Annotated in this window: 14 protein-coding genes; 7 read left to right on the top strand and 7 right to left on the bottom strand. The window is 61.1% G+C overall.

Translation table 11 applies throughout. The annotated features are described in order from the left end of the window. Positions 1 to 30: 30 nt before the first annotated feature. Positions 31 to 3408, bottom strand: a complete 3378-nt coding sequence (locus tag FOY56_RS07055) for a YhdP family protein (protein WP_186766267.1) — start codon at positions 3406 to 3408, stop codon at positions 31 to 33. Between the two features lie 82 nt (positions 3409 to 3490). Between FOY56_RS07055 and FOY56_RS07050 the strand changes: the two genes are divergently transcribed. The 4 genes from FOY56_RS07050 (at position 3491) to FOY56_RS07035 (ending at position 6845) form a co-directional block, all read left to right on the top strand. Next, the gene (locus FOY56_RS07050; protein ID WP_146345099.1) at positions 3491 to 3952 is read left to right on the top strand and encodes a peroxiredoxin; all 462 of its coding nucleotides are present in this window, start codon (positions 3491 to 3493) and stop codon (positions 3950 to 3952) included. 17 nt (positions 3953 to 3969) lie between these two features. Beyond that, positions 3970 to 4788, top strand: coding sequence for a ferritin-like domain-containing protein (locus tag FOY56_RS07045; RefSeq protein WP_146345167.1), 819 nt, complete (start codon positions 3970 to 3972; stop codon positions 4786 to 4788). 211 nt (positions 4789 to 4999) lie between these two features. Continuing rightward, positions 5000 to 6322 carry a M23 family metallopeptidase gene (locus FOY56_RS07040; RefSeq protein WP_146345166.1) on the top strand — a complete coding sequence of 441 codons (1323 nt, stop codon included), beginning with the start codon at positions 5000 to 5002 and terminating at the stop codon, positions 6320 to 6322. Continuing rightward, positions 6312 to 6845, top strand: coding sequence for a bactofilin family protein (locus FOY56_RS07035; protein ID WP_146345098.1), 534 nt, complete (start codon positions 6312 to 6314; stop codon positions 6843 to 6845). Before FOY56_RS07040 ends, FOY56_RS07035 begins: the two co-directional genes overlap by 11 nt. Positions 6846 to 6915: 70 nt before the next feature. Here the strand turns inward: FOY56_RS07035 and FOY56_RS07030 are convergent, their stop codons facing one another. The 3 genes from FOY56_RS07030 to FOY56_RS07020 form a co-directional block, all read right to left on the bottom strand. Further along, positions 6916 to 7887: a DUF3179 domain-containing protein gene (locus FOY56_RS07030; RefSeq protein WP_146345097.1), complete on the bottom strand. Its 972-nt coding sequence runs from the start codon at positions 7885 to 7887 to the stop codon at positions 6916 to 6918. A gap of 147 nt (positions 7888 to 8034) precedes the next feature. Beyond that, positions 8035 to 8583, bottom strand: coding sequence for a peptidylprolyl isomerase (locus FOY56_RS07025; RefSeq protein ID WP_146345096.1), 549 nt, complete (start codon positions 8581 to 8583; stop codon positions 8035 to 8037). Next, positions 8576 to 9082 (bottom strand): peptidylprolyl isomerase, encoded by a 507-nt coding sequence (locus tag FOY56_RS07020; RefSeq protein ID WP_146345095.1) that lies wholly within the window; start codon positions 9080 to 9082, stop codon positions 8576 to 8578. The genes FOY56_RS07025 and FOY56_RS07020 overlap by 8 nt, the downstream gene beginning before the upstream one ends. 133 nt (positions 9083 to 9215) lie before the next feature. Here FOY56_RS07020 and FOY56_RS07015 point away from each other — a divergent pair, with 133 nt between their 5' ends. The 3 genes from FOY56_RS07015 to FOY56_RS07005 all read left to right on the top strand — a co-directional run bounded on the left by FOY56_RS07015 (position 9216) and on the right by FOY56_RS07005 (position 13079). Further along, entirely contained in the window at positions 9216 to 10406 is a 1191-nt protein-coding gene (locus tag FOY56_RS07015; RefSeq protein ID WP_146345094.1) for a phosphoglycerate kinase, read from the top strand. A gap of 38 nt (positions 10407 to 10444) precedes the next feature. Next, positions 10445 to 12013: a hypothetical protein gene (locus tag FOY56_RS07010; RefSeq protein WP_146345093.1), complete on the top strand. Its 1569-nt coding sequence runs from the start codon at positions 10445 to 10447 to the stop codon at positions 12011 to 12013. Between the two features lie 172 nt (positions 12014 to 12185). After that, on the top strand, positions 12186 to 13079 hold the full coding sequence (locus FOY56_RS07005; protein WP_146345092.1) for a fructose bisphosphate aldolase: 894 nt from the start codon (positions 12186 to 12188) through the stop codon (positions 13077 to 13079). A 74-nt stretch (positions 13080 to 13153) separates the two neighbouring features. Here the strand turns inward: FOY56_RS07005 and FOY56_RS07000 are convergent, their stop codons facing one another. From FOY56_RS07000 to FOY56_RS06990, 3 genes are all read right to left on the bottom strand, one after another. Further along, positions 13154 to 13639 carry a bacterioferritin gene (locus tag FOY56_RS07000; protein WP_146345091.1) on the bottom strand — a complete coding sequence of 162 codons (486 nt, stop codon included), beginning with the start codon at positions 13637 to 13639 and terminating at the stop codon, positions 13154 to 13156. A gap of 157 nt (positions 13640 to 13796) precedes the next feature. Beyond that, positions 13797 to 14810 carry a zinc-binding alcohol dehydrogenase family protein gene (locus FOY56_RS06995; RefSeq protein ID WP_146345090.1) on the bottom strand — a complete coding sequence of 338 codons (1014 nt, stop codon included), beginning with the start codon at positions 14808 to 14810 and terminating at the stop codon, positions 13797 to 13799. Positions 14811 to 14894: 84 nt separating this feature from the next. Further along, a complete protein-coding gene (locus tag FOY56_RS06990) occupies positions 14895 to 16514 on the bottom strand; it encodes an acyl-CoA dehydrogenase family protein (RefSeq protein ID WP_146345089.1) in 1620 nt (539 codons plus the stop codon). Positions 16515 to 16618 lie beyond the last annotated feature (104 nt).

Raw genomic sequence — 16618 nt, 5'->3', positions numbered from 1 at the left:
AGGCCCAAATCCAGCTGTTGGCCAGCGTCATCATCTGTCGCCCGCCCCATTCATCGGATTGTGGGGCAACGCCGTGCTGGGATTGGTGGCGGGAATGTCCCTGTCCGGATCCGGTGCGGATTCGCCCCGGAAAATTTCGCGGAACATGCCCGGTGCCAGACCGGACAGCGGATTGACCTGCAGATTGGGATCGCTGGCCAGACCGGTCAGCGTGTAATTGAACCCGATGATACCTTCGCCCTTGCGGGTCAACACGCTGCCGATGGCATTGAGCAGGTAAACCGGGGAAAAGACGCCTCGCATCCCCAACCGCTTGCTGCGCAGATCGTAAGACCCGTCCATCGACAACCCGATCGACGGGCCGACGGCGCTGCTGCTCTGGATGATCAGCTTTTCCGGGGTCAGCTGGAACTTTGCGTCAACTTCGGTGAACAGGATGCCCTGCCCGGCCATTTCGTCCAGCAGCCCCACGACGCTGACCGCGTTCATCATCGCCGCCATGACCGGGGCGTCCTTGATTCGCGTGTTCGTCACCCTGAGGGAGCCAGTATAGTGACCGGCGGGGCCAGCCGGGATCAATTTCAACGTGAACGGGCCGCCATGGGCCTGATTGAGAATACCGGCAGACCGGAAAACGCCCCCCCCATCTGTCGAAGCCACCTCGATCGCACTGCCTCCGGATTGAGGGACAATCCGCCCTGTGAGCGCGGTTTGCCCGTTGAGCTGCCCGCTGAAGGGGCCGGCGAGCGTGCCGCCGCTGCTGGTGAGCGCTGCTTTGAAATCGGTCAGGGCCAGGGTTTCGCTGATCCGGAGACGTGACAGGGACACATTGACCGGCCCAGACCCGTCGCCCCCGCTGCCGGAACTTCGCGGGCGTTTTCCAAGATCAACCGATCCGCTCTGCACTGTTATGGCGGGCTGCGCATCGCCGCGCCCGGTCAACAGGAGCGACGCGTCCAGCCAGCCGCCCAGACTGACCTTGTTCAGAACGGCGCGGTCCAAACCGCCATCCGCCCGCGTCGAGACCGATCCGCTGACCTTGAGACCGGCAGCGTCCAGCGACAGGGCATCGACGCGGGGGGACTCGCCCAGGGTGACAGACAGATCCAACCGGCCTGACGACCCGGGCGGCTTGCGCCACCCAAGGGACGGAATCGCCAGAGCGACGCCTTTGAGATCGGAAGTGATCGTCAGGGCCGGTTTTGTCTTGGGCTTCAGCTCAAGCACGACCTGAGCGACGCCTTCGCCGCCAACCGAGCCTTTGGGCAATCCGATCGCGAAGGTATCGATGGTGCGTTGCGATAGTTCGACCGTGCCGTTGACCCGGCTGCCCTTGCCTTTGGAGTCTGCCCCCAAGGGCTGGCGCCAATTGAAGGTGGCCGGAAGCGCACCGATCACGCCGTCGCCCGACACCACGACCTGAGACTGGTCTGCCTGCAGGCGAAGCGTGTCTGCGGTCAGGGATTGGCCCGGGATCAGCACGGCGCTGGCGACATCCGTGAGGGTGCCGTCCAGATGAAACTCGATCTCGCCCAGCGGGACCTTCGGGCGCAACGGAACGGACATCGTGCCTTCGAACGCGACCTGACCGTCAGCCATGTCGACCGGCAAGGGCGTGTCCTTGAGCACAGCGAGCGGCGGGCGGTTTAACAGCGACAAGGCGGCCGTGACCGGCCCCTGTGCCCGGGCGCGGATGATGCCATAGGTGAAGGGTTTGACCGACATGTCCGGGATCATGAACGATGTTCCGGCCACATTCAGATCACCACCCTGATCTGCCGTCACAACCCCTTCGGTCGCCGTGACCATCAGCCGGTCGCCAAGAATACTGACCTGCCCGGCACCGCCGGTGATGGGCGGCTGATGCTTGTTGAACCGGACGCGGGCCTCGGAAAATGACCAGTCGACCGCAAAGAAGGGCCGCTGTCCGGGCTCCAGACGCACTGCAAAATCAATATCGCTCAGATTGCCGCCAAACAGGTTTTCGCTGACCCATTTGCGGGGTTTCGGGGCTGCCTGCTCGGGCCAAGATTCCAACAGCCGCTTTGGCGTTAATTGATCCATCTGACCGTCCAGCGCCAGATGCCAGCCGTTCTGGTCCGCCGTCAGATCGCCCGACAGGCCGATCTGGCCCGCGCGATCAGTGATTGCGGCCTCGCCCAGGGTCAGGCGAAACGGATCCAGTTCCAGTCTGAAGTCAAAGCTTGCCGCCTCGGGCACCAGCGGTTCGGGCAGCAATCCATCCGGATTGACCCGCAAGGACGTGGCTTTGAATTGCCCGACCAGTTCGGTCAGTTTGCCGTTTTCGACGCCGGACAGGAATGCGCGGCCTTCGGACACGCCAGACACCCAGTCGCTGTCGACGGACAGTTCATCGAACTTCAGCACCTGCGAGCCCGGGATGTAGGTCAGGTAAGTTCTGGCCTGATTGAAGCGGATCGGGCGCGATTGGTCTGTCGGCTGCACGGCCCCGGCACCGATTTGCAGGGTGGCCGAGACCGGACCCAACGCACCGTCGTCTGCGACACTGCCCCGCAACGCGCCCGAGATCGGGGCGCGCAGCACACCCAGCCAGCCCATGACCGGGTTTTGGGCGGCAATGTCAGCCGCCGGGACATCAGTCACGACCACGCCGAAGTCGGCGCTGGTGTCACCAATGCGACTGGAATAATTGGCCTCAAACAAGCTGGCATAGTCGCGGCCCGACAACAGCGCAAAGCTGGAGGCAAGGCGCAGGTCATCGCCATCACGGTCAAGGGTGATCAACCCACCGTCCAGCGTCCAGCCGCGCCCCTGCCGCGCATCTTCATAGCGCATCGTCAGGGTGTCCATTTCAACGGCCACCAGCGCTTCGAGGGCCGGCATCAGCAACACCTTGTCCCAGCTTTCGATCAGCTGCGGCAATCCGGCGGCCTGCCCGACCGGCGCTGCCCTGTCGCCCACCAGCAACGACACCGCCCCGCCCTGGTCGCGCCGGAGCGTGGCAAAGACACCGCTGATAAGAATACGTTTGGGGCGGATTTTTCCACGGATCAGCGGACGCATGGCAAGGCTGGCCTCGGCGTGAGACAATTCAACGATGCGGCTGCCCTGCCCGTCACTGAGCACAACGTTGCGCAGGCGCAGACGCGGCCGCCAGCCTTTGTTGACGATAAATTCAACCTCACCGAAATCGATCTGCGCGCTGCCCAGATTGCGCTCGATCCGGGTTTCGAGTTCTGAGCGCAGCCAGTCGGGCGCATGCAGCCGCTGGCCGATCAGAGACAAGGCAGCCGCACCTGCCATGATCAACAGGACAACGGCTGCGAACAGCAGTATGCTTGCCGTCTTCAGCACCCGCCGTTTGCGCCGAGGTTTCGGGGCTGGCTGACCCTTGTCCTGATCCGTCACGGGCGCGCCGTCATCCATACAAGATTCCGTGCCTTTAATGTTGCCCATGAAGGCCTATTATGAAACTCACGAGATCGCAAAATCACCCTGGAGTTGCCCGATGCCCGACGTGTCCGATACCGCACCCGATTTTACCTTGCCCCGTGATGGTGGAGGCGAGGTGACGCTTTCAGATCTGCGCGGCACCAGTGTTGTTCTGTTCTTTTACCCGCGCGATGATACGCCGGGCTGTACAAAGGAATCCATCGGCTTTTCTGCCGCGCTGCAGGAGTTCGCCGATGCGGGCGCGCAAGTGTTCGGGATTTCCAAGGATACAGTCGCCAAACATGACAAATTTGTCGCCAAGTATGAGTTGACCACGCCGTTGCTATCCGATGCCGACGGATTGGTCTGCGAAGATTATGGTGTCTGGGTCGAAAAGAACATGTACGGCAAGAAATCGATGGGCATCCAGCGCGCGACGTTTCTGATTGATGCCGACGGCAAGATTGCGCAGGTCTGGCGCAAAGTGAAGGTCGACGGGCACGTGGATGCGGTGCTTGAAGCGGTGAAGGGGCTTTGACCCTTAGCCTTGCCGAAATGGCAACCGAAGTTCTGACGACAGCCGACGGCAAGGCCAAGACCGCGTTGTCGCGCCGACATGCGGCGGCGTGGTTTGCGTCGCGAAACGGGGATGCGCCAGCAATTGAGGTCGGCGTTGCAAAACCGCCCTTGCGGCCCGCCCGCCCGGACCGACCCGAGTTGCTGGACCCGCGCGATGTGCCAAAACGCAAGCCCGGATCGCCTGCCGGACGCATTGCCTTGCTGCATGCGGTGGCGCATATCGAACTGAACGCGGTGGATCTGCACTGGGACCTGTTGGCGCGGTTTGGACATGTGCCGATGCCAATGGGGTTCTATGATGACTGGGTCAAGGCGGCTGACGAAGAATCCAAACATTTCAATCTTGTATGCGGCTGTCTTGAAGAACTTGACAGCCATTATGGCGCATTACCGGCCCATGCCGGGATGTGGCGGGCCGCCGAAGATACGGCAGATGACTTTATGGGGCGGCTGGCCGTGGTCCCAATGGTGCTTGAGGCGCGCGGTCTGGATGTAACGCCGGGCATGATCAAGGTGTTTCGCAATGCCAAGGCGGACAGTGCCGTGGCGGCTCTGGAAACGATCTATTCCGAAGAAGTTGCGCATGTCGCCTATGGGTCGAAATGGTTCCATTTTCTGTGTGGTCGCGAAGATTGCGATCCGAAAGAGGTGTTTCACGCGCTGGTTCGCAAGTACTTCCACGGCGCATTGAAACCCCCGTTCAACGAAGAAAAACGCGCTGAAGCCGGCATACCGCCAGACTTCTACTGGCCCCTTGCAGATGAGGTACCGGCCCGAAACCGTGGGTCTGCCTGATCCTGTAGCACCGTGAAGAGCCCTGTTTCGCATGAGCAACCTGTTGGAATCGGCGGATTTTTGCCACACAGACCTTGATACGTGACGTTCAGCGCCGATCCTTCACATGAAAACTTGCTCATTGCTTAAGCTCTGGCTATGCACTCTGGCAGAGCATGCAGGCTGCATGAGCGGTCTGTGGCCTCATGGGGATGGGGACAAGGAATACCGCGTGCGGACAACACTCGCGATTAAAACCAATGCGCTTCTGGAAAAGTATTTTCCGGAACGGCGCATCTTTTTGAAATCCGATCAGGATACACGCTTTATCCGGCTAAGGCCGGTGGTGCAGCTTTCGGCGTATGCCGGTGTGTTCGTCGTGGTGGGCTGGGCCATCGTGGCCTCGGCAATCCTGATGATGGACAGTATCGGGTCCGGAAATTTCCGGGAGCAGGCCAAACGCGACCAGCGGGTCTATCAGGAACGGCTGAATGCGATTTCTGTCGAACGCGATACGCGGGCCGAAGAGGCGCTTGCCGCCCAGCAACGGTTCAACACGGCGCTTGAGCAGATTTCTGTCATGCAATCCGAGCTTTTGGCGTCGGAAACCCGCCGTCGGGAGCTGGAGACCGGGATCGAAGTGATTCAGGCGACCCTGCGCGGTACCATGAAAGACCGGGAAACCGCGCGTGCCGAAGTTGTTGCGTTGAAAAGCGAAGGCGCTGGCGAGGCCGGACCAACCGCAGCCGCCGTTCTGCCGCAGATGGATTTCATGGCCGAAGCACTGGCCGATACCGCCGCCGAGCGCGACCAGATTCTGGCAGATGCGCAAGACGCCCTGGGCCAGCGCGACGAGCTTGAGATCGAGCTGAAGCTGACGCAGGAACGCAACGACCAGATTTTCCGGCAGCTTGAAGAAGCCATGGAGATTTCGGTAGAACCCTTGGACAAGATGTTCCGCAACGCGGGCATGCCGACCGATTCAATCATCGAACAGGTGCGCCGGGGCTATAGCGGTCAGGGTGGTCCTTTGACTCCGATCTCGTTTTCGACCCGCGGTGAAGAACCAACGCCGGATGAGCTGCGCGCCAACAAGCTGTTGAAGCAGATGGACCAGTTGAACCTGTATCGGATTGCTGCACAGCAGGCGCCCTTTGCCAGCCCGGTCAAATCTGCGTTTCGCTTTACCAGCGGATATGGCTATCGCCGCGATCCCAAGACCGGTGGTCGCCGGATGCATAACGGGACCGATTTTGCTGCCCCGCATGGCACGGATATCTTTTCTACGGCTGACGGCGTGGTCACCCATGCCGGTTGGCAGTCCGGGTTTGGACGCCTGGTCGAAATTCAGCATGCGTTCGGTATCAAGACGCGCTATGCCCATAACACACGGATTCGTGTGAAGGTGGGCCAAAGGGTCTCGCGCGGGGATCACATAGCTGATATGGGTAGCACCGGACGATCGACCGGCACCCATTTGCATTATGAAATCCGGGTGAACGGACGCCCCGTAAATCCGATGATCTATATCAAGGCTGCTAACAATGTTTTCTAAGAGCAAAATCAACGAACCGGGCGCAAAAGCCCCCGAGGCCTCAACGTCGCCCGCGCCTGCGGCATCACCGGCCTCCCCCGCGCCAAGCGACTATAAACCGTCGGCCCCCAAGGCCAAACCGCCCGCGTCTGTTCTGTCGTCGGATCTTGTGATCACCGGCAATCTGAAGACCACCGGCGACATCCAGGTCGAAGGCACGGTCGAAGGCGACATCCGGGCCCATCTTCTGACCGTTGGCGAAACTGCCACGATCAAAGGTGAAGTGTCGGCAGATGACGTTGTCGTCAATGGCCGCGTCGTTGGCCGCGTGCGTGGTCTGAAGGTGCGCCTGACATCGACCGCGCGGGTCGAAGGTGACATCATCCACAAGACCATCGCCATCGAAAGCGGTGCGCACTTCGAAGGCTCGGTCCAGCGTCAGGACGATCCGCTGAACCCGGGCCGTGCTGCTGGCAAGGCCGCCGCCCAACAGCAAGCCGCTCCGGCCCGTAAGCCGCAGCAGGGTGACGCTGGCGGACAGTAACGCCAAACGATACTTGATTTCGGAAGCGCCGTTCCTTTGGGAGCGGCGTTTTTGCTTTGCGGGTGTGTGGTTACTGGCCCAGCATCCAGTCTGCGTCTGGCCAGAAGGCGTGGAACGCAAAGGCAAACATGACGTCATGCGGCACGTCCTGCCCATCGGCATCGCGCACCCGGATGGTGCCCACGTCCCTGCCCTTGGCAATCTGCCCGGTATCAAGGGCCGAGGCCTGACCAGAGGTCCAGCTGATCGTCAGACCCGCTTCGGACAGGGTGCCAGTCTTGGCGATGCGCGACAGTGGCCACGCCCTGTCCCCGACACGCACGACCCGCGCCAGCGCCGGGATGCCGTGTGGCGGCGGGTCACCGTTGTACAGGAACGGTCGTGTCAGACTGTCATAGCCTTTGTACGGGTTGCGGCCATAGTCACGCGGATAGTCGGGTTCGGACATGACCAGCCCGGCCGGATTGCGTGTGCTGAATTCAGCCCAGCTTTCCATCCAGCTTGGCAAAGCTGTCAGTTCGGTGCCAGTCAGGCGGCCTACGATGGCCGTGCCAGTGGCCTGTTGCCACCAGCTTTCGGTCTGGTGATCATACATCACCATGTCCGAGTTCCTGAGCTTGCCCGACACACCAAAGCTGAGCGTGCCCGCCGAGGTACGCGTGTCGAACACGATGCCGGAATTGCACAACGGGCAGAACGTCACGGCGACGGGCACCCCACCGACGGTGTCATTGACGATTTCATGCCACATCAGATAGCGCACCGGATAGGCGCGCGGAATCTGGCCGGGCAGATCCAGTGTGATCACCGGCTCGCGCATTTTGATCTGACGTTCGTCGCCAACGGGGTGAAATTTCGGTGACCGGATTGCCGGTATGCCATCTTTGGGCGGGCCGCCTGACAGAATTTCAACCCAGTTTTCAACGGTGGTGGCGGTGAAATCAGTACGCGGCCATTCGTGTTTCCAAAAGCTTGGATCAGCCAGCGCCAGTCCTGGTATCAGGACAATAAGGGCAATCAGCCCAAGTCGAATGCTTGGCATCGTCGCCTCCCCACTGCTTTCAGGCATCATGGCCGGGGTTGAGCGTGGTCTGCTAGGCGGGACACGTGAAGGTGACAGGCCGTGTGCATAAAAAAGCCCCTCCCGGCACGGGCCGGAAGGGGCAAAACCCACGTCTTTCGACTGGTCTCAATCGATGACGGTGACTTTTTTCATCACGTCGGGCTGACCCACGACCGAGCCGTTCTGGCCTGCGCCGCGTTTGATGGCATCGACGACGTCCATGCCTTCGGTCACTTTGCCGATCACCGTGTATTGACCGTTCAGGAAATAGCCTGGTGCAAACATGATGAAGAACTGCGAATTGGCGCTGTTGGGATCTTGCGAGCGCGCCATGCCGACAACGCCGCGATCATATTGCAGCGTCGAGAATTCGGCATCCAGGTTCGAACGTTCGGATTTGCCCATGCCTGCGCGGCTCATGTCGCCGCCCATTTTACCAAACTGTACGTCACCGGTCTGGGCCATGAAGCCGTCGATGACACGGTGAAACACGACGCCGTCATAGGCGCCTTCAGCGGCCAGTTCGGCGATCTGCTTGGCATGGTTGGGCGCCACGTCTTCCAGAAGGTCGATCACGATGGTGCCATTGGCGCCTTCGCCTTCGACATCGATCTTGAGACCGGTGGCAAAGGCCGGGCTGGCGACCAGCGCCAGCAGTACCGCAAGCTTACGCATCTGCGGCCACCTTAACGCTGATCATGCGATCGGGGGCCGCTGGCGGCTCGCCGCGCACGATGGCGTCGACGAGGTCCATGCCTTCGATGACACGACCGTAAACGGTGTACTGACCGTTCAGGAAATGGTTGTCCTTGAAGTTGACGAAGAACTGCGAGTTCGCCGAATCCGGGTTTTGCGAGCGGGCCGCGCCGATGGTGCCGCGATCATGCGGCAGCTTTGAGAACTCGGCCGGCAGGTTGGGCAGGTCAGATCCGCCAGTGCCCGCTGAACGGATGTTGAACCCGGCTTCCATGTTGCCGTGCTTGACGTCGCCGGTCTGGGCCATGAAGCCATCGATCACGCGGTGAAAGCAGACGTTGTCATACTGACCCGAGCGGGCCAGTTCTTTCATACGCGCGGTGTGCTGAGGGGCCACATCGGCCAGCAGTTCGATGATGACGGTGCCGTCTTTCAGCTCCATCAGGATTGTGTTTTCGGGGTCTTTGATCTCGGCCATCGGGCCCTCCTTCCAGAATTCGTTTGCAGATACCTAAGCCGCAGTCGGCAGAATGCCAAGTGACGCATTGACGGACGGCGGATTTGCGGGGAAACAACGCCCAAGGACCGACGCCAGATTTCAGGGAGTCCACATGGCTTGGAATACGATTGATAACATGGATCTGCAGGGCAAGACTGTCCTGGTACGGGTCGATATTAATGTGCCTGTCGAAGACGGCAAAGTGACAGATGATACGCGGATCCGGCGCATTGCGCCGACAATTGCCGATATCCTGGCGGCGGGCGGCAAGCCTGTACTGCTGGCGCATTTTGGCCGACCCAAGGGCAAACACGTGCCCGAGATGTCGCTGCAACCGCTGGTCCCCGCTTTGGAGGCCACGTTTGGCGTGCCGGTTGCGTTCTGCGCCGATTGCCGGGGCCCGGCTGCGATGGCCGCCGTGGGGGCGCTGGCCGAGGGGTCGGTGCTGCTGCTCGAAAACACCCGGTTCCAGCCCGGCGAGGAAAAGAACGACCCAGCGTTGGCCGCCGAGATGGCCGCGTTGGGCGATGTCTATTGCAATGACGCCTTTTCCGCCGCGCATCGGGCGCATGTATCGACCGAAGCTTTGGCGCAGGCATTGCCATCCTGTGCTGGTCGGCTGATGCAGGCCGAGCTTGAGGCGCTGGAAGCTGCATTGGGTCAACCCCAGCGCCCGGTCGTTGCCGTTGTGGGCGGGGCCAAGGTGTCGAGCAAGCTGGAACTGCTGGGCAACCTTGTCGAAAAGGTCGATCACCTGGTGATCGGTGGCGGCATGGCAAATACGTTCCTGGCCGCGCAGGGCATCGACGTGGGCAAATCGCTGTGCGAACATGACATGACTGATACGGCGGCTGAGATTTTGGCCAAGGCAGACAAGATCGGCTGTTCGATCCTGTTGCCATCGGACATCGTTGTGGCGTGGGAGTTCAAGGCAGGGGCGGCAAATGAAACCGTCGCCGCAGATGCGTGCCCTGCGGATGCAATGATTCTGGATGCCGGTCCAGACACCGTGTCCCGTATTGCCGGGGTGCTGGCGACGGCCAAAACGCTGATCTGGAACGGCCCCATGGGCGCGTTTGAGATCACGCCGTTTGATGCAGCCACCAACGCGGCGGCGCAGACAGCCGCAGAGCTAACCCAAACCGGTCAGCTGATCAGCGTTGCGGGCGGAGGCGACACCGTGGCCGCGCTGAATCAGGCCGGAGCCGCAGATCGGTTCACTTATATCTCGACGGCTGGCGGGGCGTTTCTGGAGTGGATGGAAGGCAAGACGCTTCCGGGCGTTGCCGCATTGGAGAACTAGAGTACACTCGGGTCATTGTAAGCTTAGGGAGTTTTTCGATGACCCGATCTTTTCTTTTTGCCAGTGCCCTTGCCCTGTCCGCCCTTCCCGCGACGGCGCAGGACACCCCACAAGTGACCGAGCGACCGTCAGTCTGGAGCTTTCTGACAGCCGAATATCTGACCACAGCGTTGGCGCATAGCGCGATCAACTGGGCGCGGTTTCTGGCTGATATTCGCTATGATCAGCTGAGTGTTGATCCGGTTGCGATGCGCGTGGTTCTGACTGGCGTCGATATTGCGCCGCTGATCCCGGACCTGCCGGACGGCGCGTGCCGGATCACGGCTGAACGCATGACGCTGAATGGTGGACCGATGGATCGAATTGCCACTGGGCGGGGGCGTGTCGCGATTGATGGCATGGGCTTTGCCGCTGGCTGTTTGCCCCCCGAAGGCGCGACAATGCTGCGCGCACTGGGGTTTCCGACCATCGAGTCGTCGTTTACCGAGATCGAATTCGATTATGATTATGCCTCGGGCGGGGGAACGCTGAGGATCAGCTCGGATCTGGAGCGCCTGGTGTCGCTGAACCTGAAGGCGGATCTGGATTACATCAGCTTTCGAATGGACTTTGAGACCGAAGAACCGGTCGTGGCGGTTGATCTGACCCATGCAGAGCTGTCGTTGCTTGATCGGGGCGGCTGGGCTTTGGCGCGCAATTTCCTGCCCGCTGACTTGCAGGCCCCCGGTGCTTTGGGTCCGGTTGTGCAAGGCGGGCTGACCCAGATGTTTGCCGAAGCCAACGGCCCCGAAGTTGCGCCAACCGATGCGCAGCGCGCTTTTGCCTTGCAGGCTGGTCAGCTGATCGGCGCGCTTGGCGATGGCGGACAGCTGGTCGTCTCGACTGCGATCACAGCCCCGCCGGTCCGCATCAGCGAAGACAGCGTTCAACCCTTTGCGCGCCTCTATGATCGGTTGGCCCCCGTTATGGGTGTTCAGGCCCCGGCGGTGCTGACCGCCCTGCCCGTCGATCAGTTGCAAATCGCCATTGATGCCACCGACCCGCCTGCGGACGCCTTTGAAACCGGACGCGCGCTGATCACCGGTATCGGCGCGCCCCGCAATACCAATTTGGGCGTGCGGCTGTTGGTTCCGCTGGCGCGCAGTGGCAATGCCGAGGCCTCGCTTTTGATCGCCGAGACCATTGAGACCAGCCATCCCGGCGACGCCTATGGACACGCCTTGCGGGCAGCAACCGCCAACCTGCCCGGCGCGCTGGCGCTGTTGGATCGGATCGAACGCACCCTGCCCTATGATCAGGTCATTGAAGAACAGAACGCCCTGATGCATGGCCCCGAGGCGCTGTATGATGATCTGGACGCGATGCGCACCACTGCGCGGCAGTTCCTGACCGGAACGGATCGGCCCCGGTCGTGGCGTGCGGCGTATTACTGGGCGTCGATGGCCGCAGCAGCTGGCGATGCTTCAGGTGCCGCGATCCGGGACGAGATCAACGAAACCCTGCGTCTGCGCGGCGATGGCGCAATCTGGCTGACCGAGGCTGAAACGTTGGAAAATGGTGTCCTGCGCGATTGGATCGCCAAGGATGTGCCGACGCTTTTGCGCTGATCGAAGACGTTTTGCGTCTTCAGGCTTGCCCGCCCTGGCTGCACGGGCGGGCAACGGAGGCTGTCGGGGTTTTTGTTCGCGCTAACTGAATTGCAACGCGGGCCGGGCTTGCCTATGCACGGGTGCAATGGGGCCTCCCTGACATTCCAACTTCAATTTGGTGGAAACCGATATGTCCAAAGACACACAAGCCGACCAAGTCCGCGCCGCGCAGGGCTTTATTGCCGCCCTTGACCAAAGCGGTGGGTCGACGCCGAAAGCACTGGCGCTGTATGGCGTTCAGGAAGACGCGTACGGATCCGAAGCCGAGATGTTTGACATGATGCACGCCATGCGCGCCCGCATCATCAAATCGCCCGCGTTCACTGGGGAAAAGATCGTCGGCGCGATCCTGTTCGAAATGACCATGGACCGCGACATCGATGGCACGCCCACCGCGACCTATTTGTGGGAACAGCGCAAAGTTGTCCCGTTTCTGAAGGTCGACAAGGGTCTGGAAGACGAAGCTGACGGCGTGCGCCTGATGAAGCCGATCCCGGATCTGGACGCGACGCTGGAAAAAGCCGTGTCCAAGGGTATTTTTGGCACCAAGATGCGCTCGGTCATCGATGCGGCATCTGAAAGCGGGATTGCGGCGATCGTGGCCCAGCAGTTTGAGATCGGCAAACAGATCCTGAGCCATGGCCTGATCCCGATCATTGAACCCGAAGTGACCATTTCGATTGCGGACAAGGCTGAAGCCGAAGTCATGCTGCGCGATGCGATCCTGAAAGAACTGGACGCGCTGGAAGATGGCAAAGAGGTGATGCTGAAGCTGACCCTGCCGGAAGAGGCGAACCTGTACCAGCCGCTGGTCGATCACCCCAAGGTGATGTGCGTTGTGGCCCTGTCGGGCGGCTATGCACGGGACGAGGCGAACGCCCGTCTGGCCAAGAACACAGGCATCATTGCCAGCTTCTCGCGTGCCCTGACCGAAGGGCTGTCAGCCCAGCAGGCAGATGCTGATTTTGATGCGACGCTGGCCGAGACCATCGGCTCGGTCCACGCGGCATCGGTCGCGGGTTAAGACTGAACGCGAAAGCCCCGCTCCGGTCTGGCCGGAGCGGGGCTTTTTTATGTCATACCAGAGCGGTCCCGGCGTTATGCGCCGCTGCCTTCGATGCTCATGTATTTCGCGATAAAGGCAGGTTCGCCCATGCGCTGCAGCAGATCAAGCTGCAGATCCAACCAGGCCCAGTGGCCTTCTTCATCCATGGCGATCTGTTCAAGCAGCTTGCGGGTGCCGATGTCATTGGCATCAAACGCCTGACGCGATGCCTTGGAATAAAACGAAATCGCGTCCAGTTCGTCGGCCTTGTCGGCTTCGAACATATCTTTCAGGCTTTGCGCCCGCTGTGGGGTCTTTGCAGACTTCAGCACCGGATCACCGCCCAGGAACAGAATTCGTTCGATGAACAGGCCGGCGTGACCCAGTTCTTCCAGCATTTCTTCGCGCATCTTCGCGGCGAGAACATCAAGGCCCCAATCCTCAAGCACATGGGCGTGCAACAGGTATTGGTTAGAGGCCGCAAGTTCCATCGACAGTGCAGTCTGGAGGTTTTCGAGGCTTGCTGACTTGTCAGACATGAGTAATTTCCTTCGTTCCAAACATATCAGGTTGAGCGCATGTTAGCGCCACGTCATTCAAGATATGACGCCTGTAGAATGCTGCAACCGCAAAGGTCAGAATGTCGCGCAAACCCGCCATGCGTTTGGCGGGCTTGTCCGGTGCAAAGGCGGGCGATCAGAACCCTTCGACGACAATCTTGCCGCGCGCCGTACCGCTTTCGATCCGGGCATGGACCTTTTTCAGGGTCGCGGCGTCGATCTTGCCTGCAACCTCGGTCAGGGTGGTCGTAACCTTGCCCGCGTCGACCAGATCGGCAACTTCGTTCAGCAGCTTGCTTTGTTCGGCCATGTCGGGCGTTTTGTTCATCGGGCGGACAAACATGAACTCCCAATGCAGTGAAATCGCCTTGCGCTTGAGCGGCAAAGCATCCATCGCCGCCGGATCGTCAATCAGACCCAACCGGCCCTGCGGGGCAATCAGTTCGACGATCTCCGCATAGTGTTGTCCGGTTTCGGTGGTTGAGAACACAAAACCCGGCGCGCCAAGGCCAAGGGCGGCGACCTGCGGGGCCAGCGGTTTGCGGTGATCGATCACGTGATGCGCGCCGCATTTTTTCACCCAATCCTGTGTTTCAGGACGCGAGGCTGTTGCGATGATCGTCATATCGGTCAGCGCGCGCAAAAGCTGGATGGTGATTGAGCCAACCCCACCTGCCCCGCCGATCACCAGGATCAGCTTGCCGCCATCCGGCGTTGGGCGGTTCACATCGAGCCGGTCAAACAACATTTCCCACGCGGTGATCGCGGTCAGCGGCAAGGCGGCGGCTTCGGCGTCGTTGAGCGTCGTTGGCTTGCGCCCCACGATGCGTTCATCCACCAGATGGTATTCGGCGTTGGTGCCGGGTCGGGTGAAGTCGCCTGCATAATAGACCGCGTCGCCCGGTTTGAAGCTGGTCACATCAGGACCGACAGAGTCGACCACACCGGCAGCGTCATAGCCCAGAATGGCATAGTCTGCGCCTTCCGGCATCGGGCGCGTGCGGATCTTGGTGTCTACCGGGTTCACCGAGACGGCGCTGACCTTGACCAGCAGGTCGCGGCCTGTGGCGGTGGGTTTGTCGAGCGTGATGTCGACAAGCGCGTCTTCGCGGTCGATCGGTCCGGGGGTTTTGAAGGCGACGGCTTTCATGCGGGGCTCCCTTGGTTTCAGGGCATCAGATTGCCCGGTTTTCGGCTCAGGTAAACCGCAACCGTATTTGTGCCAGAAAAAACCTCAGCCGATCCGGGAAATGATCGCCTGAGTATCCAGCCCGGACACTGCGCCAAGGATATGCCCACGTGCCCCTGCAACCCGGGTGCCGACATAGCCATCGGCCACCGCATTCGGGGCAAGCTGAAACAGGGCCGCTGCCGTCAGCAGGGTCGCCAGGCTTTCCACAAACCAGCGTGCTTCGCCTTCCTCTGGCAACGCTGGCCAGCGGGCCCTGTGCGCCTCTAACGCCGCATCAAACCGGGGATCGTGGCCCCGTGCGGCGTCCAGCGTTGCGTTCAGTGCCTCACCCGCCAAAGGGTCGCGGGCCAGCGTGCGCAGGATATCAAGGCAGATGACATTCCCCGAACCTTCCCAGATCCCGTTCAGCGGCGCCTCACGATACAGCCACGGCATCGGGGTTTCTTCGACGTAACCCATGCCGCCCAGAACCTCCATCGCTTCGCCGATCACCGGGATACAGCGTTTGTTGGACAGGAACTTGGCCAAGGCCACGCCAATCCGCGCCAATGCCCGGTCTTGTGCGGTGTCGCCATCGAACGCGCGGGCCATGAAAAACCCGACAGCCGTCGCGCCTTCCCAATCCAGCGCCAGATCGGCCAAGACGCTGCGCATCAACGGCTGGTCGATCAGGCGACGCTGAAAGGTTGACCGCCCCTCGGCCCACCAATGCGCTTCGGCCAGTGCAGCGCGCATCAGGCCCGCCGGGGCCATGGCCGTGTCCAGCCGTGTGTGATGCACCATTTCGATGATGGTGCGCACCCCGTCGCCTTCGTCGCCCAGCTGATAGGCCAAAGCATCGACATATTCGATCTCGGAACTGGCATTGGCCTTGTTGCCCAGCTTGTCTTTCAGCCGTTGCAGGCGGATGCCGTTGCGTTCGCCCTCAAGCCAGCGCGGAACAAGAAAACAGGTCAGACCACCCTCAGCATAGGCCAGCGTCAGGAACCCGTCGCTCATCGGGGCCGAACAGAACCACTTGTGGCCATTCAGGCGATAGACATCCCCGTCGCGCGTGGCGGTGGTCGAATTGGCCCGCACGTCTGATCCGCCCTGTTTTTCGGTCATCGCCATACCCAGGGTGACGCCCTGTTTTTCGCTCACCGGTCGTGTCGTGGGATCGTAGACGCCCGATGTGAGCCGTGGGGCCCAGATCGCGTCAAGTTCGGGGTTCGCCCTGAGCGCCGGGACGGCAGCATAGGTCATGGTCAACGGGCAACACACCGCGGGTTCGATCTGGCTGAGCATATAGACGTGTGCCGCGTGGCTGACGTGCCCCCCCGGCTGCCCGTCCCAGGGTTGCGATGCATAACCCTGTTCAATCCCGGTTCCCAGACAGGTGTGATAGCCGGGTGTGAACGCGACCTCGTCCAGCCGACGCCCTGAGCGCGCAAACAGGGTCAGACGCGGCAGATCGCGGCGGGCGTCGTCGGCGGCGTTCAGCATGGTTTCGCCACCATAGACCGCGCCGACCTGTGACAGGTTCTGACCCCGTCCGCCACAAGCCGCTGTGGCCGAACGCAAAGCTGCATCCCCGGCCCACAGATCGCGCGCGTCGCGCGGAATCGGTTGATTGGTCACGATGTGGTTGCCCAGGTCGCTGCGCGGTAGTGAAAGGGTCATGGCGTGTCCTCCCCGGCTGCCAGAAACAGTAATGCGTCGACATTGGCGGCAGATTGGCAACGGTTCAACGTAAACGCCGGGTCACATCCGATTTCCAGAATTTC

This window comes from Falsiphaeobacter marinintestinus (assembly GCF_007923355.1).
GTDB classification, from domain to species: Bacteria; Pseudomonadota; Alphaproteobacteria; order Rhodobacterales; family Rhodobacteraceae; genus Phaeobacter_A; species Phaeobacter_A marinintestinus.
The sequence above is the reverse complement of the archived record's forward strand: the minus strand, read 5'-3'. Positions and strand labels throughout refer to the sequence as shown.

Bases quoted from the DNA above. Each gene is read 5' to 3' on its own strand.
- FOY56_RS07005 (WP_146345092.1), top strand. From the start codon at position 12,186: ATGTCCAAAGACACACAAGCCGACCAAGTCCGCGCCGCGCAGGGCTTT.
- FOY56_RS06995 (WP_146345090.1), bottom strand. From the start codon at position 14,810: ATGAAAGCCGTCGCCTTCAAAACCCCCGGACCGATCGACCGCGAAGAC.
- FOY56_RS06990 (WP_146345089.1), bottom strand. From the start codon at position 16,514: ATGACCCTTTCACTACCGCGCAGCGACCTGGGCAACCACATCGTGACC.
- FOY56_RS07045 (WP_146345167.1), top strand. From the start codon at position 3,970: ATGGCAACCGAAGTTCTGACGACAGCCGACGGCAAGGCCAAGACCGCG.
- FOY56_RS07035 (WP_146345098.1), top strand. From the start codon at position 6,312: ATGTTTTCTAAGAGCAAAATCAACGAACCGGGCGCAAAAGCCCCCGAG.
- FOY56_RS07015 (WP_146345094.1), top strand. From the start codon at position 9,216: ATGGCTTGGAATACGATTGATAACATGGATCTGCAGGGCAAGACTGTC.
- FOY56_RS07000 (WP_146345091.1), bottom strand. From the start codon at position 13,639: ATGTCTGACAAGTCAGCAAGCCTCGAAAACCTCCAGACTGCACTGTCG.
- FOY56_RS07055 (WP_186766267.1), bottom strand. From the start codon at position 3,408: ATGGATGACGGCGCGCCCGTGACGGATCAGGACAAGGGTCAGCCAGCC.
- FOY56_RS07010 (WP_146345093.1), top strand. From the start codon at position 10,445: ATGACCCGATCTTTTCTTTTTGCCAGTGCCCTTGCCCTGTCCGCCCTT.
- FOY56_RS07025 (WP_146345096.1), bottom strand. From the start codon at position 8,583: ATGCGTAAGCTTGCGGTACTGCTGGCGCTGGTCGCCAGCCCGGCCTTT.
- FOY56_RS07050 (WP_146345099.1), top strand. From the start codon at position 3,491: ATGCCCGACGTGTCCGATACCGCACCCGATTTTACCTTGCCCCGTGAT.
- FOY56_RS07020 (WP_146345095.1), bottom strand. From the start codon at position 9,082: ATGGCCGAGATCAAAGACCCCGAAAACACAATCCTGATGGAGCTGAAA.
- FOY56_RS07030 (WP_146345097.1), bottom strand. From the start codon at position 7,887: ATGCCAAGCATTCGACTTGGGCTGATTGCCCTTATTGTCCTGATACCA.